The organism is Tenacibaculum sp. IMCC1 (assembly GCF_054906355.1).
Genome location: NZ_CM142818.1, coordinates 2195670 through 2220272, shown reverse-complemented (window position 1 = coordinate 2220272; position 24603 = coordinate 2195670). Strand labels below are relative to the sequence as shown.

Below are 24603 nucleotides of genomic sequence, written 5' to 3'. Positions count from 1 at the left end.
AATCTGTTTGTAGGTAACTAACAACCAAAAGATTGCTTCATTTCCACTTCGATTCCGCTCAGTGTCCATTCGCAATGACGAGAACAAACAAAACGTCATTTTGAGCGGTAGCGAGAAATCTCATTCAATTGAGTAACTCATCTTCTTAAGATTTCTTCCTCTGGTTGAAATGACATACATTTACCCTCATGCAAACTAACCATATAAAAAACCTTTCAGGGCTATTATTAGCTACCTTATTCATCAGTACATCGGGTGTGTTAGGTAAGTATATTGCAATGCCTTCAGAAGTTATTGTGTGGTTTCGTTCGGTGATTGCTATGGTGATTTTGTATGTCTTTTGCCGATTCAAAAAGATTGATTTAACCATACAATCAAAAAAACATTTGTTTCCTTCTTTAATGGGGGGAATTTTTATGGGTGCACATTGGATTACTTATTTCTATGCGTTAAAACTGTCCAATGTAGCTATTGGAATGTTGTCATTGTACACCTTTCCGGTCATGATTGCCTTTTTAGAACCCCTGTTTTTAAAAATAAAATTCAACCCGATTCATATTGTTTTAGGGTTGATGGTGTTGCTAGGTTTATACATTCTAGCCCCTGATTTTGATATTAAAAACACACAGGTGCAAGGGGTGTTATTTGGCTTGCTTTCTGCATTATGTTATTCCATCAGAATTTTAATTTTAAAGCAATATGTACAACAATACAATGGAGTAATGTTGATGTTTTATCAAGTGGTAATAATTACCGTAACCTTAGTTCCCGTTTTATTTTTTATGGATGTTTCCGGATTTCAAGAGCAACTCCCCTATTTACTATTATTAGCCTTGTTAACTACGGCTATCGGACATAGTTTAATGGTACATTCACTACAGTTTTTTTCGGCATCAACCGCAAGTATAATTAGTAGCATTCAACCTGTTTTCGGAATTTTGTTAGCGTTTATTTTCTTAAACGAAATTCCTACGTGGAACACGTTTATTGGTGGAAGCTTAATTTTAGCAACAGTGATTATTGAAAGTATTCGAAGTAGAAAAGGCTAGTGTAATCTTTGCTGTTGTTGAATAATGGTTTTCATACTCACATCTTCGTAATTTCTACGAACAAAAGTTAGTGCACTGTCTAAAACTTCACCCATACCATCACTATCTCTAAAATTAATATCTCCTGTAAATTCAAAAATTTCTGATTTTAATTGTTCGATATTTTTTGGTATAGAAATATTATCTGATTTCATAGCGGAAAGCAAACGATTCAATCGAGAACGAGAACCTAAAATTCTTTTAGCAACAATTGATCGCTCTTCTATTTGATATTGCTCAATAGATTCTGAAGTAAGCTTATCTCCTACCAGTTGAACGAGCTTTAAATTTTCTTTAAAAAACTGTGGATAATACACTTTAAATTTACCTTCGTAACATTGCTGGTCAAAATCTATCGGACGAATTTTATACACAACATTTTCAAAATCGTGTGTAGGTACTACTACGTAGTTATACGAACGCATATCGCCCAACAAACGAATCATACAACGCTCGTTAAATTTAACAAACTCTTTAGCTAGTTGTGCTTTTTCAATGTCTAAACAATCATCTAAATAATCATTGATGAAAACATCACCAGGAATTCCTGATATATGCTCTTCTATCAACGTGTCTTCATATACCAAAAAGTTTAGATTGTAAGGAGATAAAATATCCTCTAACTCTAGTCCGTAAATACGAGAAGCATCGGTTTTCTTTACGTAAAAATAGGTGTAGTTATCATTTAAAATATTTCGAATTTTTATACGAAAAGGTTTAGAGTTACCAAACGTACAAAAATCGATAGCATCAACATTTAAATGCTTAATACTGGCGTCAGAACCGTTAGAGTGTAAGATATTATATACTTTTTTTAGGTATAAATCAATTTCAGCCCGCTCAAACTCATTATAAAAAACACGTATCCATAAGGTATCATTATCGTGTTTATCATACACAGCAACCGAACCTTGAAAACGCAACAAATCATCATAAAAAATAGGAATTTTTATAGTTCTGTTATGTCTTTTTAAGTAGTTTCCTAGTTTTTTGGTAACAGGAAAAGCTGGTTTTTTTTGTGATATGAGTTTATATTCTGACATGCTTCAAAGGTACTAAACTTCAAACATTTTTCCGGGTAAAGGTTTTATAACCCCTTTTAATTCCATTTGAACCAAAATAGAGGATAGTTGATAAGTAGGAAGATTACAATCTAACGCAATAACATCTAACAACTGTTTACCATTTTGTTGTAAGTAATTGTGTATTTTTTGTTCGGTTTCATTCAAATCAACAAAAAGCTTGTTTTGAATAGGTGCCGAGGCTCTCGGCAGATCCCAATTAAGCATTTTTACAATATCTTCAGCAGAGGTTAATAAATGTGCTTGATTGTTTTTAATGAGGTTGTTACAACCTTTGCTATATATATCGGTTGCTCTACCCGGTAGCGCAAACACATCACGATTGTACGAATTGGCAATATCAGCAGTAACTAACGACCCTCCTTTTTTAGCAGATTCAATAATAATGGTTGCTTTAGATAGCCCAGCTACAATACGATTTCGTTTTAAAAAGTTTTCTCTCATAGGTTGCTCATCGTGCCAAAACTCGGTAATAAAACCACCATTCTCATTTACTTGATGAATATATTTTTTATGTGTTTTTGGGTATACTTCATCCAATCCGTGTGCTAAGACAGCAATAGTTTGCAGGTTGTTTTTTATTGCAGCTTTGTGTGCGCAAATATCTACTCCATAAGCAAAACCACTTACAATTATAGGATTGTATTCTTTTAAGTCTTTAATAAGTTGATTGCAGAAATCGCGTCCGTACGAACTCATTTTCCGAGTTCCTACAATCGAAATAATTTTATCATTGTTTAAGTTGAGGTTGCCGTCTTTAAAAAGTAAGATTGGAGCATCAATACAATGTTTTAGCTGTTGCGGATAATTGTCATCTAAAAAATAAGAAAAAGTAGTGTTGTTTTGTTGAATATAATACAGCTCCTCCTCTGCTCTTTTCAGGTTACTTTCATCAAAAAGATATTGAGTTACATGAGTTCCTATTCCGTTAATTTTATGGAGTACATTTTTCTTCTCTAAAAATACTTGTTCAACACTTCCTACAGAGGTAATTAGCCTTTTTGCCAAAATATCACCTATGTTTTTAGTTGCTTGTAAACGTAAAATAGCAAGTAATTTTTTTGTATTCATGATAGCAATAATTTGAGTATCAATATACAAAAAACTGTTGATAAAAATTACAAGATTACTTGAAAGTAATTCACTAAAAAACTATATTTGTTATTATGACATTAGCCAACTACATTAACGATTTATTATATAGATACGATTGCGTAATTGTTCCTAATTTTGGAGGATTTGTAACCAATAAAATTGGTGCTAGAGTAAATACAACTACTCACACTTTTTATCCGCCAAAAAAACAACTCACGTTTAATGGATATTTACAGCATAATGACGGTTTATTGGCAAATTATATAGCTTCGAGTAAAAATATTTCTTTTGAAGAAGCTACTGCTTTTATTGCAGAGGAAGTTGCACAATGGAAAGAAAAGTTAGCAACAGCAACTGTTACTGTTGCTTCTGTAGGAAGCTTGTCATTAAATGAGGCAAAACAAATTATTTTTGAACCAAATCCATCAAGTAACTTTTTAAAAGAATCTTTTGGATTAGCTGAGGTTTCAACACCTTCTGTAGAAAGAGTAAAAGAAGTAACAATTAAGTCATTACCTACTACTAAAGAAAACAGAAAAACAATTCCGTTGTATTTAAAAAGGACTGCTGCTGCAGCTGTTTTTGTAGGAATTGCCTATGTGGGTTGGAATGGTGTTCAAAATCAACAACAAGTATTAGCAAATCAAGAAGAAGCTGTTGAGAAGAAAATTCAATCAGCAACTTTTGTAATAGAGAATCCGTTACCAACAATTAACTTAAACGTTAGTAAAGAAGATAGAAACTTTCATATCATAGCTGGAGCTTTTCAAGAAGAGCATAATGCTGAAAACAAATTAACAGAGTTAGAAGATAAGGGCTATGATGCTTCTATTGTTGGAAAGAACAGATTAGGCTTAACTCAAGTAGCTTTTGCAAGCTATGCAACTAAAGAAGAAGCTAGAAAAGCTCTAGAAATTATTAAAGAATCTGTTAGCGAAGACGCTTGGTTATTGGTTAAATAAACTACATTTATTTTAGGTAGATTTTTTTGTTGCTGTATCTTTGCATCAAAATTTAATTGATGAGAGCAAAATCACCAAGAGAATCGTTAACTGTACTTACCGATTTAGTTTTACCAGGAGAAACAAATTATTTAGATAACCTTTTTGGAGGAGAGTTATTAGCTCGTATGGATAGAGCTTGTAGTATTGCTGCACGCCGTCATTCGAGAAGAATTGTAGTAACAGCCTCTGTAAATCACGTAGCCTTTACCAAATCGGTACCTGTAGGAAGTGTGGTAACTTTAGAAGCAAAGGTTTCACGTGCTTTTAAATCATCAATGGAGATTTATGTAGATGTTTGGATTGAAGATCGTCAATCGGGTGAAAAAACGAAGGTAAATGAAGGAATTTATACGTTTGTTGCTGTTGATGAAACAGGAAAACCAGTACCAATTCCTCAAATTGAACCAGAAACCGAATTAGAGAAACAACGTTATGAAGCTGCATTACGTAGAAAGCAATTAAGCTTAGTTTTAGCAGGTAAAATGGATCCTAAGGAGGCTTTGGAGTTGAAATCTATTTTTATGGATTAAAATCGTTTATATGTCATCAACATTGCCATTTTCTGATAGAAAGATGGCAATGTTTTTTGTTTTTTCAAACTGAGAGAAAATAATAATCATAATTACTGTAATTGGTACCGATAATATCATACCAGTTATTCCCCAAATTTCTCCCCAAACAGCTAAAGAAAGTATTGTTACAAGTGGGCTTAAGTTTAGCGACCTTCCAAAAACTTTTGGTTCTACAACATTACCAACAATAACTTGAACGGCTCCTACTGCTATAGCAACAATTAAAAAAGGAGCAAACTCTCCAAATTGTATTAGGCAAAAAATAGCAGGAAAAGCTGTAGCTACCAATGAACCAATAGTTGGTATATAATTTAAAAGGAAGATTAAGAAAGCCCAAAAAGGAGCGCCATCTACTCCAACCATTAATAAAATAAAGTAGCTTAAAACACCTGTTAGTAGGCTTACATATGTTTTTAATCGTAAGTAATTAGAAATAGAGGTTTCTACTTTTTTTAAAATTGCTTGAAAACCTTTTGAATTCTCTGAGGTATCTAAAAAAACCTTTTGTAACTTTTTTTTAAAGTTACTTTCCTCTAAAAAGATAAATAAAGCATAAATTATTATCATAAAGGTATCACCGAGCAAGCTGCTGATTCCGTTTGCGATATCACCTAAAACAGAGCCATAGTCAAAATCTCCAATAACAGATTTAAGTGATGTAACAATATCTATATGAAAGTAAGCATTAAAACGCTTTATAATAGCATCAATATTTGGTTCATATTTTGAATATGATGTGGTTAAGTTTGAAATACTATTTGTTATAATTTCAGAAATAAAACCAAAACCAAGTATAATTAATGTAAATACAAAAACATTACTTAACCAAAATGGAATAAATCGTTTTGCAAAAGGTATTCTATATATTGTTTTTCGGATTTCACGTGTTAAAAACCAAAAAATAATAGCAAAAATAAAAGGAATTAAAATCCCTTTGCCAATGACTAATGTTGCAATAATTGCTACAGTTACAATAATAAAGTTTGATGCGTTTTTCACACGTTTAAATTTGGTTACAATTTAAAAATAAAATTTATAACTGTTTTAATTGTGTTAAGAACGAATCCATTGTGCAGGGTTCAATCGGTTTCGGTCTTTATACAACATAAAACTAAGTTGTGTTTTACCTGTTACTTTGTTAGTGAATACTTTTCCTAGTTTGTCGCCAGTTTTAACAGCATCACCTTTTTTTACATAAACTTCTTTTAACTTATTGTATGCAGAAATATAGTTACCATGTTGTACTAAAACTGATTTTCTTCCATCAGGATGTAATTGAATAACTAAAACTTTTCCGTTAAAAATACTCTTTACATCGGTATTTGCTTTGGTTGCAATGTATAACCCGTGGCTATTGATAGTAATTCCAGGAAATGTAGGGTGTGGTTGAACTCCATATTTTCGTGTAATAACACCTTTAACAGGCCAAGGTAAATTACCTCTATTTTGCTCAAAGTTAGCAAGTAAAGCTTTTTCTTCGGCATTTAAAATAAAACCAGAGCTTTTGGTTTTACCTTTTGTAGTTTTTTTGCCTTTGTTTGCTTTAGCAATAGCATCTCTAATTAACTTATCAATTCTGGCAGCAATTCTTTTTTCTTCTCGTTGTTTTTTCTGTAAATCGCTTTTGTATTTTTTCTCTTCTTTTTTAATTTTAGAGATGAGTTTTTCTTGGTTTTTCTTATCGTCTTCAATTTCTTTTTTCTGACTTTTCTCGTCAGAAAGTAACGCTTCTTTTGATTTTTTTTGCGCAGTTAACGAGTCGTTTAGTTGTTCTACTTCTTTCGCTTTAACTATAATTTCTTCTCCTTGTTTTTTTCTGTAGTCTTTATATTGTTGCATGTATTTTAATCTCTTATAAGCTTGATAAAAGCTTTCTGAAGACAATAAAAACATGGTTTTACTTTGTTGCGATTTACTTTTGTAAGATTTAACGACCATATCTCGATAGTCATTTTTTAATTTTTCTAGCTCGTCATTATATTTTTTTAATTGCTGCTCGTTTGTATTGATTTCTTGAGAAAGTAATTTTGTCTCTAACTCAATAGTTTCAATTAAACGCTCTCTAACACTTATTTTTTGATTTAAGTCTTTTAAATCGTCTAAAGCACTAGTCTTTTTTTTCTTTGTTGTGAACAAAAGATTATTAACTAGCTCTATTTCATTTTTAAGTTTCTTTCGCCTATTTTCAAGCTCTTTCCTACTTTGAGCAAAAGAAGAAATTCCTACAAAAAATAGGCATAAAAAAGAGATGTAAAAAACAGGGTACTTCATAATTATAATTGAATTTCTTTATAACCGTTAGGGATATTAAAACTTACATTTAACTTAGTGTTATATTCTACTGAACGAGTTGTAATATCAATAATAGTAAACTTATTTTTTTCTTTAGCTCTTATGTTAATTTTTTCAGGAAAAAAGGTAGTGTTTTTCTTATGATATTTTGGATAACTAATGTCTAAACGTTGGTCTTTTAACGAGTTTACTATTAATTGCTTGTTTAGTTTAAAGTGTTTAGGGTTTACATAAAAAAATAAGTCGAATAAAGTAGGTTGTTTTTTAGGAGACAATTGATATGATTTTTCTTGAATTTGAACTTCTTGACGTTCAGATTTTACATCCATCAACGCCTCACCTAATAACATGCTTTGTAACTGTTTAAAATTAATATCGGTTCCTAATAATTTTTTTAGCATCATAAAATCTCCATCAAAGTAGCTTTTTTCATATGGAGAGTAAAATTGCACTTTGGTAGGAGTGATTTTAGCTTTAAAAATAGAGATGATTTTGGTTCCTTTCAACCAAATAACTTCGTCTTTTTTAATCTTCATTCTTACTGAAAAGCCTAAACTTTCTTTATTGTTTTTGTAATTAACTTTTAAACGAGCATCTACCGTTTTTTTGTCAAAATTTGAGGCAATGTGTTTTTTAGCTACTTTGCGTGCCGATAATTCTTTAATAACGACATCACCAGTAACGTTTTTGGTAGATTTACATGAAGTTAAACCTAAAAATAATATAAGTAATAAAGTGGTGTATTTCATAAATTTTATACTAACGAAACCTATTTTAAAATCTTTTCAGCTTTGTTTTTATAAGAATTGGCTTTTTTAATATCATTCAATCCTTGGTAAGCTTTAGATATTTCTAAGTAAAATTTAGCTTCTATTTCATTATTGTCAATAACAAAATCAATGCCGTTCTGTAAGGTTTCTATTGCTTTTTTATAATCTTTATTGTTATTAAACGCTTTTCCGTTCATTAAATATACAAAAGGTTGCGCAGGAAAAAGAACTAAACCTTGTTCACTGTATTTTAATAAGTCAGTATCATTGTTTGCGGCCAACTTATCTAGTAACGTTTTTAAATTGGTATAAGATTTTTCTTTCTCAAAAAGTGATTTTGGATCAAGGTTTTCAGTGATTTTTTTTGGTTGTGCCTCGGTTGTTTTTCGAGCATTTATTTTTCTTTCAATAGAGCGAAGTCTGGCATTTAATAATTTAGCTTCTTTTAACTCTGTTAATACTTTTTTAGCAGAGGTAACATCTTTGTTTTGGAGATGTAAGAAAACAAGTAACTGTTTTTTCTTTGGGTTTGTTGTAGCTATTTTTTGTTGCGTAATAATAGCGTCCTCAAAATCAGCTAACTTTCTTAAAATAAACACTTTGTGTTCAAGCATCCAAACATTATTAGGTTCTGTTTCTAAAGCTAAATCAATGTAAGATAGAGCTTCAGGATTTCTACCTAATTTTTCATAGCTTTTAGAAAGTTCAAATAAAACAGCTTTATTATTTGGAAGTATTCTGTTACACTCTTCTAAATTTTGTATAGCTTTTTGGTAATTAAAAATAGCTTTGTTTGAAAGCGCTTTAAAAAAATATTGTTGAAATTCAATATTGTTTTTTTCAGCAATGTTAATTGATGCTGGAATGCTATCTTGAGCGTTTAGAAAGTATGAAAAGAAGAGAAAGAAAAAAGACAGTATTGCTTTAGAAAAAAACTTTTTTTCTCTTTTCTCTCTTCTCTTTTCTATTGAGTTTTTATGTAAGTTCTGTATAATCACCTATACTTACCGATGTATAATTAGCATTGTATTTTGCATGGTTACCAACCATAGCATTATCTAAATTGGCATTTGAAATATGCACGTTTGTTTGAATTAAAGAATTAGTAATTGTTGAGTTTTCAACAACACTGTTTTCACCAATTGAAACAAAAGGACCTATTTTAGTGTTTTTTAACACTACATTTTTTCCAACATAACAAGGTTGAATAATTTCAGCGTTCTCTAATACAACGTCTTCAGATACTAAATTGTTGCCGTCTGCTTGTTCAAAACCTAAAACTTGTTTGTTGGTATCTACTGTAGGGTCTTTCTTACCGCAATCCATCCAAGTATTTACTTTTCCAGGAATAAACTTGGCTCCTTTTACTTTTAAAGCTTCTAGAGCTTCTGTTAGTTGATATTCACCAGAAGGTCTGATATCATTATCAATTAAATATTTTATCTCTTCTAATAATTTATCAGCATCTTTAAAATAATAAATACCAATAATTGCTAAATCAGAGACAAATTCTTTTGGTTTTTCAACAAAATCAGTAATAAATCCGTCTTTTAATTTTACTACACCAAAAGCACTAGGATCTTCTACTTGCTTCACCCAAATAGCCCCATCAGCGTTAGCATCTAATGTAAAATCAGCCTTAAATAAGGTATCGGCAAAAGCCACCACACAAGAACCTCCTAATGATTCTTTAGCACAATAAATAGCGTGAGCAGTTCCTAATGCTTCTTCTTGCACGTATACAGAACCTTTTGCTCCTAAGTTTTCGGCTATTTTTATTAATTTATCTTTTGTATCTGCAGGAAACCCTTTAGAAGCAGGTCCAATTATAAAAGCAATTTCCTCTATAGGTTGATCTACAACAGAAGTGATATCTTCCACTAATCGTTGTACAATTGATTTACCAGCAATAACTGTTAATGGCTTAGGAGTTGTTAATGTATGAGGTCTTAAACGAGACCCAATTCCTGCCATTGGTACTATAATCTTCATATTCTTTCTTTTCGTTTTTAACGGTGCAATATACCATTAATAACGCAGTGAAAAAAGTTACAGCCCTTTTGGGATGGCTTCTATTAAAGTTTGGGTGTATTTTGTCTTTGGATGTTGGTAAATTTCGTCAGCATCAGCTATTTCTTCAATTCTACCCTTGTTCATTACAACTAATTGATCTGCCATGTATTTTACCACAGATAAATCATGAGAAATAAATATATAAGTAAAATTAAATTCTGTTTTTAATTGATTCAATAAGTTTAATACTTGTGCTTGCACTGATACATCGAGTGCAGAAACCGATTCGTCACAAATAATTAGTTTTGGTTGTAGAGCTATAGCACGAGCAATTCCTATACGTTGGCGCTGTCCGCCAGAAAATTCATGTGGGTAACGATTAAAGTGAGTTGCTTCTAAACCTACTTTTTCTAATAGGTTGCAGACATATTCTTTTCGCTCTTTATTAGAATTTAAAATGTTATGAACTTTCATCGGTTCTAAAATAGCATCACCAACAGTAATTCTTGGATTCAATGAAGAAAACGGATCTTGAAATATAATCTGAATTTCTTTTCGAAGTTTTTTAAAGTCTTTTCTCGAGAGTTTAGTAATATCTTTTCCGTTATATAGAATACTTCCCGAAGTGGCTTTTTCTAGTTGTAAAATAGTCCTACTTAAAGTGGTTTTTCCACAACCACTCTCTCCTACCAGTCCTAAAGTTTCACCTTTATAAATTTTAAAAGAAACGTCATTCACGGCTTTTACAACAGTTGGTTTTGAAAACCATGAAGCATTGCTGATAAAATCTTTATGCAAATCAATAATTTCTAACAACGGAGGTTTATTATATATTGTTTGATGAAAAGCAGTGCGCTCCTCATTTGTATACACTGTAGAGTTTATAGTTTCATTAATAAAATCGTTAACTGTAGGTAAAGTTTTTAATCGTTTTTCTGTATTTGGTTTTGAGTTGATTAAAGCTTTTGTATAACTTTCTTTTGGGTGTAAAAAAACATGATTAGCACTTCCCTTTTCTACTATTTTTCCTTTATGCATTACCACAACAGAATCTGCAATTTCAGAAACCAATGCTAAATCGTGTGAAATAAAAATAATTCCCATTTCAAACTCTTGTTGTAGTTCTTTCAAAAGTAAAATAATTTCTTTTTGTACGGTTACATCCAATGCTGTTGTAGGCTCATCAGCAATAAGTAATTGTGGCTTGCAGGCAATTGCCATAGCAATCATCACACGTTGCTTTTGCCCGCCACTTATTTGATGAGGATACGAATCGTAAATAGTTTCAGGTCTGGGAAGTTTTACCTTTGAGAATAAGGAAATAACTTCCTCCTTAATTTCTTGATTAGATAATTGTGTATGCTGTTGTAGCATTTCAGCAACTTGAACACCACAAGTTAATGTAGGGTTCAGAGAACTCATAGGTTCTTGAAAAATCATGGCTATTTGGTTACCACGTATTTTTTGAAAATCTTGCTCATTAAAACCCAACAAAGATTGTTTGTTAAAAAGTATCTCCCCTCTTATGGAAGCAGTTTTAGGAAGTAATCCTAAAATAGCTAAAGAACTTATTGATTTTCCACTACCGCTTTCACCAACAATTCCTAGTATTTTGTTTTTTTGAAGGCTAAAAGAAACTTGTTGAACTATGGGTAGAGAGTTTTTAAAGGATATTTCTAAATCTTTAACTTGAAGCATTAATTATAAATTTTAATAAAAATACGATTAATATTTCCATTTTCTTTCCTTGAAAGAAGATTTTGCTATAACTATTTGATAGTGAGTAATAATAAAAAACTTTCTCTATATCCTATAAAACCTAGTGTTTAATTGGTGTAAAACAATGTTTTTGTTTTGTAAAGTGAATATAAACAGTTAATTAACTATTTTAAATTTATATTTTTTTATCTTTTTTTATATATTTGTCAATGTTTTAACAAATAATTAAGAGTCGAAATAAAAAAGCTCTTAAATTTTATTAACTCAATTAAAAACCCTTCAAAATGAAAAACAAAATTACTCTAGCACTTATGTGCTTATTTTTTGTTGGTGCTTTGTATGCCCAAGAAAAAAGAAACTGCCACTCAATGGAAAACCTTGAGTACAGACAATCCCTCAATCCTTCTTTAAAAAGTAAAATGCAAGAAATAGAATCCTTTACCCAGAGGAGACTAGCTGAAAAGAAGAATCAACAAGGAAAAATAGTAGGAAATATAATTCAAATTCCTGTAGTTGTCCATGTAATTTATAATAATTCTCAAGAGAATATTAGTGTGGCACAAATTCAATCACAAATGGATGTTTTAAATGAAGACTTTAGAAGAACTAATTCAGATAAAACAAACAAATGGTCACAAGCAGCTGATACAGAGATAGAGTTTTATTTAGCTCAAGTTGATCCAAGTGGTAATCCAACAAATGGAATAACAAGAAAGTCTTCTACTAGAACTTCATGGGGAACTAATGATGCAATGAAAAAATCTTCACAAGGAGGAGTAGATCCATGGGATACTTCTGAGTATCTTAATATGTGGGTATGTAATATTGGTGGTGGAATTTTAGGATATGCACAGTTTCCAGGAGGTAGTGCATCTACCGATGGAGTTGTAATGAGTCCACAATATTTTGGTAGTTCAGATAAAGGATCAGGTTTTTACTTATCAGCTCCTTTTGACAAAGGAAGAACAACTACGCATGAAGTAGGTCACTTTTTAAACCTAAGACATATTTGGGGTGATGGAGGCTGTGGTGTTGATGATTTTGTTTCTGATACTCCAGAGTCTGACGCTGCAAATTATGGATGCTCAACAGGACACACATCTTGTGGTTCAGAGGATATGGTTGAAAATTATATGGATTACTCAGATGACTCTTGTATGAATTTATATACACTTGGACAAAAAAACAGAATGCGTGCTGTTTTAGAATCTGGTGGCGTACGTAGGAGCTTAGCATTATCTGATAAAACAGGAGGTTCTACTTCATGTACAGCAACTGTACCAACAGGAGTAACAGTATCTGGTGTAACTTCATCTGAAGCATCAGTTTCTTGGACAGTAGTTTCAGGAGCTACTTATGATGTAAGATACCGCCAAACAGGAACATCATCTTGGACAACTAATGCAGTTTCAGGAACATCAACATCTTTAAGCGGATTATCAGCTTTAACTCAATATGAAGTACAGGTGCGTAGTAAGTGTTCTGATGGATCAAACTCAGCGTATAGTGCATCTTCAACTTTTACTACTCCTGAAGTTACACTTTCTTATTGCTCCTCAAAAGGAAACAGTGTTTCTGATGAGTATATTGGAAGAGTACAATTAGGAACTATTGATAATAGCACAGGAGGAGGAAATGGATATTCAGATCATACAGCCATTTCAACAAATTTAGCAAAAGGAACTTCTCATACAATTACTATTACACCAATTTGGACAGGAACAGTGTACAATGAAGGATATGGTATTTGGATAGATTATAACCAAGATGGTGATTTTGCTGATGCCGGAGAAACAGTTTGGACAAAGGCACCATCAAAAGACACACCAGTTAGTACATCTTTTACAGTGCCAGCTACAGCTACAGATGGAGCAACAAGAATGCGTATAGTTTTAAAATATAATGCAACTCCAACGGCATGTGAAGCTTCATTTTCTTACGGTGAAGTAGAAGATTATACAGTAGTAATAGGAGCAGGAACAGCAGATACAACAGCACCAACTGTACCAACAAACTTAGCAGCTTCTAGTGTAACACAAACATCATTAACACTAAATTGGTCTGCTTCAACAGATAACGTTGGGGTAACAGGTTATGATGTTTATCAAGGAACAACAAACATAGGATCTGTAACAGCAACTACAATGAATGTAACAGGATTATCAGCTGCTACTGCCTATACTTTCTCAGTAAGAGCAAAAGATGCAGCAGGAAATGTTTCTGCTTCTAGTAGTGCAATAAACGTAACAACTTTATCAAACTCCGTTTCATACTGTGACTCAAAAGGAAATAATTCTTCGTATGAGTGGATTGATAACGTTGAGTTAGGAGGAATGACGAATGCAACTGGAAATAATGGAGGGTATGCAGACTTTACCTCTAAAACAGCAACATTGGCAGTTGGAAGTTCAAACCAAATGACTGTTAGCGCAGGATTTAATAGCTCTTCATATACAGAACATTGGGCTGTTTGGATTGATTTTAATCAAAACGGAACATTTGAGAACAGTGAAAAAGTCGTAACAGGATCTTCATCAAGTGCTAATAACTTAACATCTACGGTTGATGTTCCTGCAGGAGCCGCTTTAGGAACAACAAGAATGCGTGTTTCTATGAAGTATAACTCTGCTCAAACAGCGTGTGAAACATTTACTTATGGAGAAGTTGAAGACTACACTGTAAATATTGTTTCTAGTACAAGACAAAACCATTCAGCTAGTGTGAGTGGAGAAAGATTGGGCAATGAAAACAGTTTAGACTTCATGGCATACCCTAATCCAGCAGTAGACTTTATACAAGTAAAATTAGCTTCTAGGGCTGATAATATGACTTATAAAATTGTAAATACAATTGGTAGAGTAATGAAATCAGGTCGTTTAAATTCATCAAATATCGACGTTTCTAAACTAAATACAGGTATGTATATCTTAGAAGTTAATGATGGTCAAAAACTACTAACTACTAAGGTATTTAAAAAATAAATCTTACAAAAGCCTGAGTTATTTCTCAGGCTTTTTAATTAAAATCAATTAACTAAACCCTTCAAAAATGAAACACAATTATGCAAGAACTGTGTTTTTATCTGCTTTTCTATTCGCAGGAGTTTATACAATAAATGCCCAAGAAAATAGAGAGTTAAAACACCTTAAGTTCAACAAATCTTCAAAACTGTCTTTACAAAAGGCACCAGATTTAATTAGAAAAAAATTAAAGCTATTTAAAAATGATGGCTTACAAAAAATCCAATCAAATAGAGATGATTTAGGTTTTACACACGAGAAATTTCAACAAAAATTTAAAGGAATAAAAGTAGAATTTGCCACTTATACAGCCCACGCAAAAAATGGTGCTTTAATGAGCATGAATGGTGAGTTTTACGATGTTGGAAAGGTTAATATAAGCCCAAAATTATCCAAAGATCAAGCATTTCGAAAAGCTTTATCACACACAGGAGCAGAAAAGTATTTATGGGAATTTCCTGATGCTGCTAAAGAAATGGATAACTATAAAAAACCTGAAGGAGAGTTATTAATTCTTCCTAGAGAAGTTATAGGGAAAAAAGAAGCAAGGCTAGCTTATAAATTCGACATTTTTGCTACAAAACCGCTAAGCAGAGGGTATTTATACATAGATGCTCATACAGGAGAAACGTTATTTTATAACGCTATAATTAAACATGCAGATAAATTTGGTCATGTTGGAGAGTTTACTAAGCATGCTAAAAAAAGTAAAAAAGTAGCAGAAGCTATTACTACCACATTAGCATCAGGTACTGCACAAACTCGTTACAGCGGAACTAGAACAATAGAAACATCACTAAGTGGAGGGAATTACATTTTGAGTGACTCCGGAAGAAAAATCCATACAAGAGATGCAAAAAACCAAGCTCCAGGTTCTACTTATCCCTATGTTACAAATTATGACCAGTTTACTGATAATGATAATAATTGGACTACAGCTGAACATAGTGCAAATAAAGATGATGCAGCCTTAGATGCTCATTGGGGAGCTATAATGACATATGAGTACTTTTTACAAAAACACAATAGAAATAGCTATGACAACAGTGGAGCTCAAATTAGAAGTTATGTACATGTTGATACTAACTATGATAATGCCTTTTGGAATGGTTCGGTAATGTCTTATGGAGACGGTTCTTCTAACGGACAAGAAGGAAATGGAAACTTTGATGCGTTAACTTCTATTGATGTAGCTGCTCATGAAATAGGCCACGCAGTTTGTACCCATACAGCAAACTTAGCTTACCAAAGAGAATCAGGAGCTTTAAATGAAGCTTTTTCAGATATTTGGGGAGCAGCAGTAGAACATTTTGCTAAAGGGAATGGGAATGATTCAAACCCAGACCTTTCTGTATGGTTAATTGGAGACGAAATAGACAGGCGTAGTGGTTCTGCTGCTTTACGTTCTATGAACGATCCAAAATCACAAGGGCAACCAGATACTTACGGAGGAACTTATTGGAAGAACCCAAACTGTGGAACACCTACAAGATTTAATGACTACTGTGGAGTTCATACAAACTCAGGAGTTTTAAATAAATGGTTTTATTTATTAACTGTTGGAGGTTCTGGAACAAATGATGCGTCTGATACATACAATGTTACTGGAATTGGTATGGCAAAAGCTGCAAAAATAGCATATCGCACAGAAGCTAATTACTTATCAGCTAATTCAACATATGCTGACGCAAGAACAGCAGCAATTCAAGCAGCTACTGATTTATACGGAGCAAACTCTCAAGAGGTAATTTCTACAACAAATGCTTTTTATGCAGTTAATGTAGGAGAAGAATTTGTACAAACTTGTGCTTTAGCAGCACCAACAAACTTAAATTCATCAAATATTGGTGATAATGGATTTACAGTAACTTGGACGGCAGTTTCAGGAGCAGCTTCTTACGATGTTACCATTGGAGGAAATACAACAAATGTAGCAGGAACAACATTTAATGCTACAGGGTTATTAAGCGGAACAGAATATACTGTATCTGTAGCTGCTAAATGTACAGCAGGTGGAACAGGAACACCAGCAACATTAAATGTAACGACAACAGGTACACCACCACTTAATTATTGTTCTTCAAAAGGAAATAGTGTTGCTGATGAATATATTGAAAGAGTCCAATTAGGAAGCATAGATAACACTTCTGATGGTGGTGGTGGGTACTCTGATTTCACTACAATTTCAACTGATTTATCTATTGGTGAATCTAATACAATAACTATCACTCCTAAATGGACAGGTACTGTTTACAGTGAAGGTTATGGAGTATGGATTGATTATAATCAAGATGGAGATTTTTCTGATGCTGGAGAAACAGTTTGGACAAAAGCAGCATCAAAAGATACTCCTGTAAGTACATCATTTACAGTGCCAGCTTCAGCAACCGAAGGAACTACTAGAATGAGAATTGTATTAAAATACAATGCTACACCAACGGCTTGTGAAGCAACATTTTCTTATGGTGAAGTAGAAGATTATACAGTTAATATTACAAATGCTACACCAGATACAGAAGCACCAACAGCGCCTTCTTCAGTAACTGCATCTAATATTGAAGAAACAACAGCGACATTAAGTTGGACAGCGTCAACAGATAATGTCGGAGTAACTAGTTACGAGATATTTAATGGAGCTACAAGTGCAGGAACTGTTAGTAGTGGTACATCAATGAACTTAACTGGATTAACTGCAAATACTACATATAACTTTACAGTAAAAGCTAAAGATGCTGCAGGAAATGTTTCAGCAGCAAGTAATACAGCCACTTTTACAACCAAAGATGTATCTGTAGTAGAATATTGTACTTCTCAAGGAAACAATTCTTCTTACGAATGGATTGACAGAGTTTCTATGGGAGGAGTTGATAACACTACAGGAAATGATGGTGGTTATAAAGATTATACAAACTTAACTATGAATGTAGCCCAAGGAGCTAATCGACTATATGTGAGTGCTGGATTTAATAGCTCTTCTTATACCGAGTACTGGAAAGCATGGATTGACTACGATAAAGATGGTGTTTTTGAAGATACAGAAGTTGTGTTAAGTGGTTCTTCATCAAGTGCAGGAGATATTTATGAAGACTTTACAATACCATCGAATGTTTCAGGAACTACAAGACTCAGAGTTTCTATGAAGTACAATAGTGCTCAAACGGCATGTGAAACATTTACTTACGGTGAGGTAGAAGATTATACTGTTAACATTTCTTCTGGCTCTTCAGTAACTACAATAGCTGGTTTTGCAGCAAATATTAATGGAGAAGCAATAGGAAATGAAGAAAGTTTAGACTTACTAACATATCCTAATCCAGCAGCAGATTTTGTACAAGTAAAACTAGCTTCAAAAGCAGAAAAAATACATTATAAACTTATAAATACTGTGGGTAAAGTAATAAAAGAAGGTCGTTTAAAATCTTCTAATCTAGACGTTTCAAAATTAAATACTGGAATGTACATTTTAGAAATAAATGACGGACAAAAACTACTCACAACAAAACTGTTTAAAAAGTAAGTTTTAAAAACATTAAAGAAAAACAAAAGTCTGAGTTTTTACTCAGGCTTTTGCTTGTTTTAAATTGTAAATACCATTGAGAATAAAATCTTTGACTTAGCTAGGGGTGGCTGAACTATTAAAGTTGGTTTATAAAGGGTTAAAAAATGAGTCTATTCAAAAAGGTAAGAGACGAAGAAAAGGTAGTATTATAAAAGAGCTAGGAAATAAAAACTTAATTATTTAATTAAATTAATTCAAATGAACAAAAAGTTTAAATTTCTGATTGGAGGGCTGTCTGTTGCAGCAGTTTCAATTATTGGTTCAGATTATCTTAAAAAGCAAGATGTTGCTGATAAACTGGCCGAACAACGTAAAGTACATAGTACTTTTTTAAAGGAAAGTCCTTTGAATGAATCGTTAAAATGGGGGAAAAAAGAAAGAAAACTTAGAGGATTACCACCCAATAGGTATTTCGATCAAATGCAATTACTTACCATGAACCCAGCTACAGGAAAAATGGAAGATGGAAGTCTAGCAGGATTGAGAGAAGATCTGTTAAAAAAACGAGCACAACAAAAAAACCCAGGAGACAATGGAAACTCTTGGACAGAAAGAGGGCCTAATAATGTAGGAGGCCGTACAAGAGTCGTTTTATTTGACCCAAATGATGCTACAAACAATACTGTATATGCTGGTGGAGTAAGTGGTGGTTTATGGAAAAATACAGACATCAGTAATGCGAATTCGCAATGGACAAGAGTACAAAACGTACCAGGAAACTTATCTGTTACGTCTATCACTGTAGATCCAAGAAATTCTAACAGATGGTATGTAGGTACAGGAGAACAATATACAGCAGGAGACGTAGTAGGAAATGGTGTTTATGTAACTACCGATGGTGGTACAACATGGAATGCAGTTAATATACCAGCAGCTGGAGAAGCAATTATTAATCACAATGCAAGTAATGTTTTCTTATCAGGAATTCATTATGTTAACGATGTATTAGCATGGGATAATGGAGCTTCAACAGAATTATTTGTTGCAGTAGGAGCACATGTGTATGGAGATTCTTCTAGTCCTAGAAATTGGTTAGGATTACAGTCTGCAGGGTTGTATCGTTCTACAGATAATGGGGCTACATGGAACAGAATAGAATCTGCTAACATGAAGTATGCTTTTGGAGGAAGAGACTATTATTACATAGCTAATGATTTAGAAGTAAGTGCAAATAATACACTATGGATGGGAACTATTGGTTCTGCTTTAGGTCAAGGCGGAGGTAGAGTGTTTAGCTCTACAAATGGAGGTACTTGGACAGAAGCAGCTGCATCTCCATTAACTGAATCTAATAGAGTAGAAATTGAACCTTCTGCTACCGATGCAAATAAAATTTACGCATTAACACAAGGTACAACAAGTACAGCGCCTGTTCATATTTATAAAACAACCAATGCTTTTTCAACAGCAAGTGCAACATCGTTACCGAATGATGCAGATACTGGAATTGCGGCGAACGATTTTTGTCGTGGACAAGCATTTTATGATTTAGTAATTGAAACAGATCCAACAAATGACAACATAGTATATGTTGGAGGTATTGATTTATTTAAAACGACAAACGGAGGTTCTTCTTGGTCTCAGTTATCACACTGGTATGGAGGTTTTGGTCACCAAAATGTTCACGCAGATCAACATTCAATGGCTTTTGGAAATAATGACTCTTCTAAAATATTATTCGGAAATGATGGAGGAATCTATTATTCAGGAAATGCAGGAAGTACAATTAGTGTAAGAAACAAAGGCTATAATGTAACTCAGTTTGTAAAAGCAGGAATTGGTCCTGATGGCGCAGGAGATGTTAATGGAATTTTTAGTGCGGGTGCTCAAGACAATGGAACACAAGCATTCAGAAATGCAGTAGCAGGAATTAATAGTTCAACTGAATTAAGTGATGGTGATGGGTTCTATACCTTTGTTGATAAAGATGGAGACTATATGATTGCAACCTATGTAAATAATGTAATATATAGGTTTAGCTTACCTTGGAACGGATTAGGTAGACGACAAGGAGGAGCAACAACATTATCAAGCGATCAAAATACGGGAGACTTTGTAAACCCTATGGGATACGATAATGATGCAAACCGTCTATTATCAAACGCTTCAACAAGTTCTGCGAAGTCAATTTTGAGTATTAATGTAGCATCAAATTCAAAAGGAAATATTACAAACGCATTATTAGATGCAAGCCCAACTGCTTTTCAAGCATCTCCTTTTACAAATAATGCATGGTTTGTAGGATTAGCGAATGGTAAACTATTAAAGTTAACGAATGTTACAAATTCTAGTGCTACATGGTCAAATATCAATACACCTTTTGTTGGTTCAGTATCTTCAGTAAGGTTTGGAGCTACAGAAAATGATATTTTCGTAACGATACATAACTATGGAGTAACGAGTGTTTGGGCTACTTCAGATGGAGGAGCAAATTGGGTGAGTAAAGAAGGAAACTTACCAAATATTCCTGTAAGAGATATTTTACAAAATCCATTAGATAGAACAGAAGCTATTTTAGCAACACAATTAGGAGTTTGGTCAACATCTAACTTTAATGATGCAAACCCTAATTGGAATCAAGCGTATAATGGAATGAGCGATGTTAGTGTTACTTCATTTGATTACTGGAACGTAAGTGGAGATCATGTTACTAACAAAGTAATTGCTTCTACTTATGGTAGAGGAGTATTTACAGGCTCATTTACAAGTAATGCAGCTGCCGATACAGAAGCACCTTCTGCTCCAACTAATTTAGCTGCGAGTTCTATAACAGCAACAAGTTTAACGTTAAATTGGACAGCATCAACAGATAACGTAGGTGTTATAGGATATGATGTATACCAAGGAGCAACCAAAATAGGAAGCTCAACAACAACTTCATATAACGTAACAGGTTTAACAGCAAGTACAGCATATACATTTACTGTAAAAGCAAAAGATGCTGCAGGAAATATTTCAGCAGTGAGTAATACAGCAAATGCTACTACCACAGCAGCAACAGTTACGTATTGTACGTCTAAAGGAAATAGCGTTTCAGATGAGTATATTGGGAGAGTTCAGTTAGGAAGTATCGATAATTCTTCAGGAGGAGGAAACGGATACTCTGACCATACTTCAATTTCTACCGATTTAGAAAAAGGAAAATCAAACACAATTACAATTACTCCAAAATGGACAGGAAATAGTTATGACGAGGGGTATGGAGTTTGGATTGATTACAACCAAGATGGAGATTTTTCTGATGCCGGAGAAACGGTTTGGACAAAAGCTAAATCGAAAGATACTCCTGTAAGTGCATCATTTACAGTGCCTAGTTCAGCGATGGATGGAGCTACAAGAATGAGAATTGTTATGAAGTATAATGCAACACCAACAGCTTGTGAGGCATCATTCTCTTACGGTGAAGTAGAAGATTATACAGTAAATATTACAGCTGCTGTAGCAGATACTCAAGCACCAACTGCACCTAGTAGTTTAGCTTCATCAAACGTTGCACAAACTACACTAACTTTATCTTGGACAGGATCAACAGATAATGTAGGTGTTACAGGATATGATGTATATCAAGGAGCAACTAAGTTAACAACTGTTACAACAACATCTTACAACGTAACAGGATTAACCGCTAATACAGCTTATACATTCTCTGTAAAAGCAACAGATGCAGCAGGGAATATTTCTGCAGCAAGCAATACAGTAAATGTTACTACATTAGATAATGTTGTTACTTATTGTGCTTCAAAAGGAAATAGAGTTACTTATGAATGGATAGATTATGTTTCTTTTGGAGGAATGACGAATACTACTGCTGCAAATGGAGGATATGGTGACTTTACTAGTAAAACAGCAACAGTTACTCAAGGAACAACCAATCAAATTATTGTAAGTGCAGGATTTAGTGGTTCTTCATATACTGAGTATTTTACCGTTTGGATTGACTACAACCGTAATGGAACTTTTGAGGCTAGTGAACAAACTTCTTTAGGTTCGTCTAGTACAGCAGCAAACAGATCAGCTAATATCTCTATTCCAGCAGATGCGTTATTAGGACAAACAAGAATGCGTGTTTCTATGAAATATAACGGAGCATCAACAGCTTGTGAAACTTTTGCAGATGGAGAGGTAGAAGATTATACAGTGAATATTGTTAATTCATCATCTTCAGTAGCAGTCTCAGGTACAAGTGATGAGTTTGCTGAACCATTAGATAAAGAAGCAAAATCAAGCTTAACAGCATATCCAAATCCAGCTGTAAGTAATGTTACTGTAAAATTTGGAAGCAACGAAAATGTAAGTTATAAAATAACAAATACAATTGGTAGAGTTGTGTTAACAGGTAAAACAGTTAATGGTACTGTAAATGTTTCTAACTTAAAAATGGGAATATATTTATTAGAAGCAAATGATGGTAAAAAATCAGAAACCATTAAGTTAATGAAGAAATAAAAGCATTTCTTTTAATTATAATAAAACCCGAGCAATTGCTCGGGTTTTTTGTTTCTTTGCATAAAATTATAGAGAATGAATTACCTATCAGTAGAAAATATAGCAAAATCGTATGGTGAAAAGGTCTTGTTTGAAGATATTTCTTTTGGAATTAATAAAGATCAAAAAATAGCCTTTGTTGCTAAAAATGGTAGCGGAAAAACCTCTATTTTAAACATTATTGCTGGAAAGGGTACACCAGATGAAGGACAAGTTATAAGCAGAAAAGGAATTAATATTGCTTATTTGGCGCAAGACGATGACTTGAACCCAGATTTAACCATTGAAGAAACGATTTTTTCTACAGAAAACACTATTCTGCCAATTATTCAGCAATACGAAAAAGCATTGCAAAATCCTGATGATGCAGAAGCATATCAAAAGGCATTTGAATTGATGGAGCAACACAATGCATGGGATTTCGAAACACAATACAAACAAATTTTATTCAAGTTAAAACTTGATGATTTATCACAAAAAGTAGGAAATCTTTCTGGAGGACAAAAGAAGCGATTGTCGTTAGCAATTATTTTAATTAATAAACCTGATTTATTAATACTAGATGAACCAACAAACCATTTAGATTTGGAAATGATTGAATGGTTAGAAGCCTTTTTTGCAAAAGAAAAAATTACGTTGTTTATGGTTACGCACGATCGTTATTTTTTAGAGCGAGTGTGTAATGAGATTATTGAATTAGACAACGGAAAACTATATAAATACAAAGGAAACTATTCGTACTATCTTCAAAATAAAGAAGAACGAATGGCTTTAGAAGCCACAAATTTAAGTAAAGCTAAAAGCTTATTTAAAAAAGAATTAGATTGGATGCGTCGTCAACCAAAAGCCCGTACAACCAAATCTAAATCACGTATTGACGACTTTTTTGAAATAAAAAAGAAAGCACATCAACGTAGAAAAGAACACGAAGTTCAGTTAGAAATTAACATGGAGCGTTTAGGAAGCAAAATTGTAGAGCTTCATAAATTAAAAAAGAACTTTGGAGATAAAGTTATTTTAGATGGATTTGATTACGTTTTTAAAAGAGGAGAACGTATAGGAATTATTGGGAAAAACGGAACAGGAAAATCCTCTTTCTTAAATATGTTAACAGGTAAAATTCCTGTTGATGGTGGAAAAGTAATTGTAGGTGAAACGGTAAAGTTTGGGTACTACACTCAAAAAGGAATTCAAATAAAAGAAGGTCAAAAAGTAATAGAAGTTATTAAAGAGTTTGGAGAAGAAATTCCGTTAACTAAAGGAAGAAGAATTTCTGCAGCTCAATTATTAGAACGTTTTTTATTCGACCGAAAAAAACAACATGATTTTGTAGAGAAGTTAAGTGGAGGAGAGCAAAAGCGTTTGTATTTATGTGCGGTGTTAATTCAAAACCCTAACTTTTTAATTCTAGATGAGCCTACCAACGACTTGGATGTAGTAACGTTAAATGTGTTAGAAAGCTTCTTATTGGATTATCCCGGAAACTTAATGGTAGTATCGCACGACCGTTATTTTATGGATAAAATAGTAGACGGTTTATTTGTTTTTAAAGGAAATGGAGAAGTAGAAAACTTTCCAGGAAATTACTCAGATTACAGAGCATATGAAAGCTCTTTACCACCAGAACCTAAGGAAGAGAAGAAAGTAGCTGAAAAGCAAGAAAAAATACCACAGAAAGGGAAGTTAAGTTATAACGAAAAACGAGAGTTTGGTCAATTAGAAGTAGATATTGAAAAGTTGCAAAAAAAGAAAGCAAAATTAGAAGCGCAATTCACCAACGGAGAAATAACGATGGATGATATCAATGAAAAATCCCTAGAGCTACAAGAGGTTATAGAGAGTTTAGAAGAAAAAGAAGAACGTTGGTTTGAGCTTTCGATGAAGTTAGAAGGAGAATAGGTTGA

15 protein-coding genes are annotated in these 24603 nt (G+C 33.1%); 7 read left to right on the top strand and 8 right to left on the bottom strand.

Translation table 11 applies throughout. The features are described from left to right. Positions 1-188: 188 nt before the first annotated feature. A complete protein-coding gene (locus tag ACXIHB_RS10385) occupies positions 189-1049 on the top strand; it encodes a DMT family transporter (RefSeq protein ID WP_173359033.1) in 861 nt (286 codons plus the stop codon). On the opposite strand, the gene ACXIHB_RS10380 is transcribed toward ACXIHB_RS10385, so the two are convergent. Then, complete coding sequence (locus ACXIHB_RS10380) at positions 1046-2131, bottom strand: hypothetical protein (RefSeq protein WP_047788036.1); 1086 nt, start codon at positions 2129-2131, stop codon at positions 1046-1048. The genes ACXIHB_RS10385 and ACXIHB_RS10380 overlap by 4 nt on opposite strands. Before the next feature lie 12 nt (positions 2132-2143). Then, a complete protein-coding gene (gene dprA, locus ACXIHB_RS10375) occupies positions 2144-3241 on the bottom strand; it encodes a DNA-processing protein DprA (RefSeq protein WP_159488673.1) in 1098 nt (365 codons plus the stop codon). 95 nt (positions 3242-3336) lie between these two features. Between dprA and ACXIHB_RS10370 the strand changes: the two genes are divergently transcribed. Together ACXIHB_RS10370 and ACXIHB_RS10365 are read left to right on the top strand one after the other, a co-directional pair. Then, complete coding sequence (locus ACXIHB_RS10370; RefSeq protein WP_462098199.1) at positions 3337-4227, top strand: HU domain-containing protein; 891 nt, start codon at positions 3337-3339, stop codon at positions 4225-4227. A 59-nt stretch (positions 4228-4286) separates the two neighbouring features. Beyond that, positions 4287-4799, top strand: coding sequence for an acyl-CoA thioesterase (locus ACXIHB_RS10365; protein WP_047788033.1), 513 nt, complete (start codon positions 4287-4289; stop codon positions 4797-4799). A gap of 6 nt (positions 4800-4805) precedes the next feature. On the opposite strand, the gene ACXIHB_RS10360 is transcribed toward ACXIHB_RS10365, so the two are convergent. The 6 genes from ACXIHB_RS10360 to ACXIHB_RS10335 are packed head-to-tail and all read right to left on the bottom strand — an operon-like array spanning position 4806 to position 11614. Continuing rightward, a complete protein-coding gene (locus ACXIHB_RS10360) occupies positions 4806-5840 on the bottom strand; it encodes an AI-2E family transporter (RefSeq protein ID WP_073182341.1) in 1035 nt (344 codons plus the stop codon). A gap of 54 nt (positions 5841-5894) precedes the next feature. Further along, a complete protein-coding gene (locus ACXIHB_RS10355; protein WP_172644825.1) occupies positions 5895-7112 on the bottom strand; it encodes a murein hydrolase activator EnvC family protein in 1218 nt (405 codons plus the stop codon). 2 nt (positions 7113-7114) lie between these two features. Further along, complete coding sequence (locus ACXIHB_RS10350) at positions 7115-7882, bottom strand: lipoprotein insertase outer membrane protein LolB1 (protein WP_047788031.1); 768 nt, start codon at positions 7880-7882, stop codon at positions 7115-7117. A 20-nt stretch (positions 7883-7902) separates the two neighbouring features. Continuing rightward, entirely contained in the window at positions 7903-8901 is a 999-nt protein-coding gene (locus ACXIHB_RS10345; RefSeq protein ID WP_462098198.1) for a tetratricopeptide repeat protein, read from the bottom strand. Next, positions 8879-9895 (bottom strand): sugar phosphate nucleotidyltransferase, encoded by a 1017-nt coding sequence (locus ACXIHB_RS10340; protein ID WP_047788030.1) that lies wholly within the window; start codon positions 9893-9895, stop codon positions 8879-8881. Before ACXIHB_RS10340 ends, ACXIHB_RS10345 begins: the two co-directional genes overlap by 23 nt. 57 nt (positions 9896-9952) lie before the next feature. Continuing rightward, the gene (locus tag ACXIHB_RS10335) at positions 9953-11614 is read right to left on the bottom strand and encodes an ABC transporter ATP-binding protein (protein WP_159488671.1); all 1662 of its coding nucleotides are present in this window, start codon (positions 11612-11614) and stop codon (positions 9953-9955) included. A 305-nt stretch (positions 11615-11919) separates the two neighbouring features. Between ACXIHB_RS10335 and ACXIHB_RS10330 the strand changes: the two genes are divergently transcribed. From ACXIHB_RS10330 to ACXIHB_RS10315, 4 genes are all read left to right on the top strand, one after another. Next, a complete protein-coding gene (locus ACXIHB_RS10330) occupies positions 11920-14616 on the top strand; it encodes a GEVED domain-containing protein (RefSeq protein ID WP_462098197.1) in 2697 nt (898 codons plus the stop codon). A 67-nt stretch (positions 14617-14683) separates the two neighbouring features. Beyond that, positions 14684-18172 (top strand): M4 family metallopeptidase, encoded by a 3489-nt coding sequence (locus tag ACXIHB_RS10325; protein WP_462098196.1) that lies wholly within the window; start codon positions 14684-14686, stop codon positions 18170-18172. A 240-nt stretch (positions 18173-18412) separates the two neighbouring features. Continuing rightward, a complete protein-coding gene (locus ACXIHB_RS10320; RefSeq protein ID WP_462098195.1) occupies positions 18413-22660 on the top strand; it encodes a GEVED domain-containing protein in 4248 nt (1415 codons plus the stop codon). A gap of 75 nt (positions 22661-22735) precedes the next feature. Next, a complete protein-coding gene (locus ACXIHB_RS10315) occupies positions 22736-24598 on the top strand; it encodes an ABC-F family ATP-binding cassette domain-containing protein (protein ID WP_462098194.1) in 1863 nt (620 codons plus the stop codon). Positions 24599-24603: the final 5 nt, after the last annotated feature.

What these genes read in the sequence shown, in the direction of transcription:
- dprA (WP_159488673.1), bottom strand. Translation starts at nt 3,241, where the DNA reads ATGAATACAAAAAAATTACTTGCTATTTTACGTTTACAAGCAACTAAA.
- ACXIHB_RS10325 (WP_462098196.1), top strand. Translation starts at nt 14,684, where the DNA reads ATGAAACACAATTATGCAAGAACTGTGTTTTTATCTGCTTTTCTATTC.
- ACXIHB_RS10315 (WP_462098194.1), top strand. Translation starts at nt 22,736, where the DNA reads ATGAATTACCTATCAGTAGAAAATATAGCAAAATCGTATGGTGAAAAG.
- ACXIHB_RS10340 (WP_047788030.1), bottom strand. Translation starts at nt 9,895, where the DNA reads ATGAAGATTATAGTACCAATGGCAGGAATTGGGTCTCGTTTAAGACCT.
- ACXIHB_RS10355 (WP_172644825.1), bottom strand. Translation starts at nt 7,112, where the DNA reads ATGAAGTACCCTGTTTTTTACATCTCTTTTTTATGCCTATTTTTTGTA.
- ACXIHB_RS10330 (WP_462098197.1), top strand. Translation starts at nt 11,920, where the DNA reads ATGAAAAACAAAATTACTCTAGCACTTATGTGCTTATTTTTTGTTGGT.
- ACXIHB_RS10365 (WP_047788033.1), top strand. Translation starts at nt 4,287, where the DNA reads ATGAGAGCAAAATCACCAAGAGAATCGTTAACTGTACTTACCGATTTA.
- ACXIHB_RS10380 (WP_047788036.1), bottom strand. Translation starts at nt 2,131, where the DNA reads ATGTCAGAATATAAACTCATATCACAAAAAAAACCAGCTTTTCCTGTT.
- ACXIHB_RS10350 (WP_047788031.1), bottom strand. Translation starts at nt 7,882, where the DNA reads ATGAAATACACCACTTTATTACTTATATTATTTTTAGGTTTAACTTCA.
- ACXIHB_RS10370 (WP_462098199.1), top strand. Translation starts at nt 3,337, where the DNA reads ATGACATTAGCCAACTACATTAACGATTTATTATATAGATACGATTGC.
- ACXIHB_RS10320 (WP_462098195.1), top strand. Translation starts at nt 18,413, where the DNA reads ATGAACAAAAAGTTTAAATTTCTGATTGGAGGGCTGTCTGTTGCAGCA.
- ACXIHB_RS10385 (WP_173359033.1), top strand. Translation starts at nt 189, where the DNA reads ATGCAAACTAACCATATAAAAAACCTTTCAGGGCTATTATTAGCTACC.
- ACXIHB_RS10335 (WP_159488671.1), bottom strand. Translation starts at nt 11,614, where the DNA reads ATGCTTCAAGTTAAAGATTTAGAAATATCCTTTAAAAACTCTCTACCC.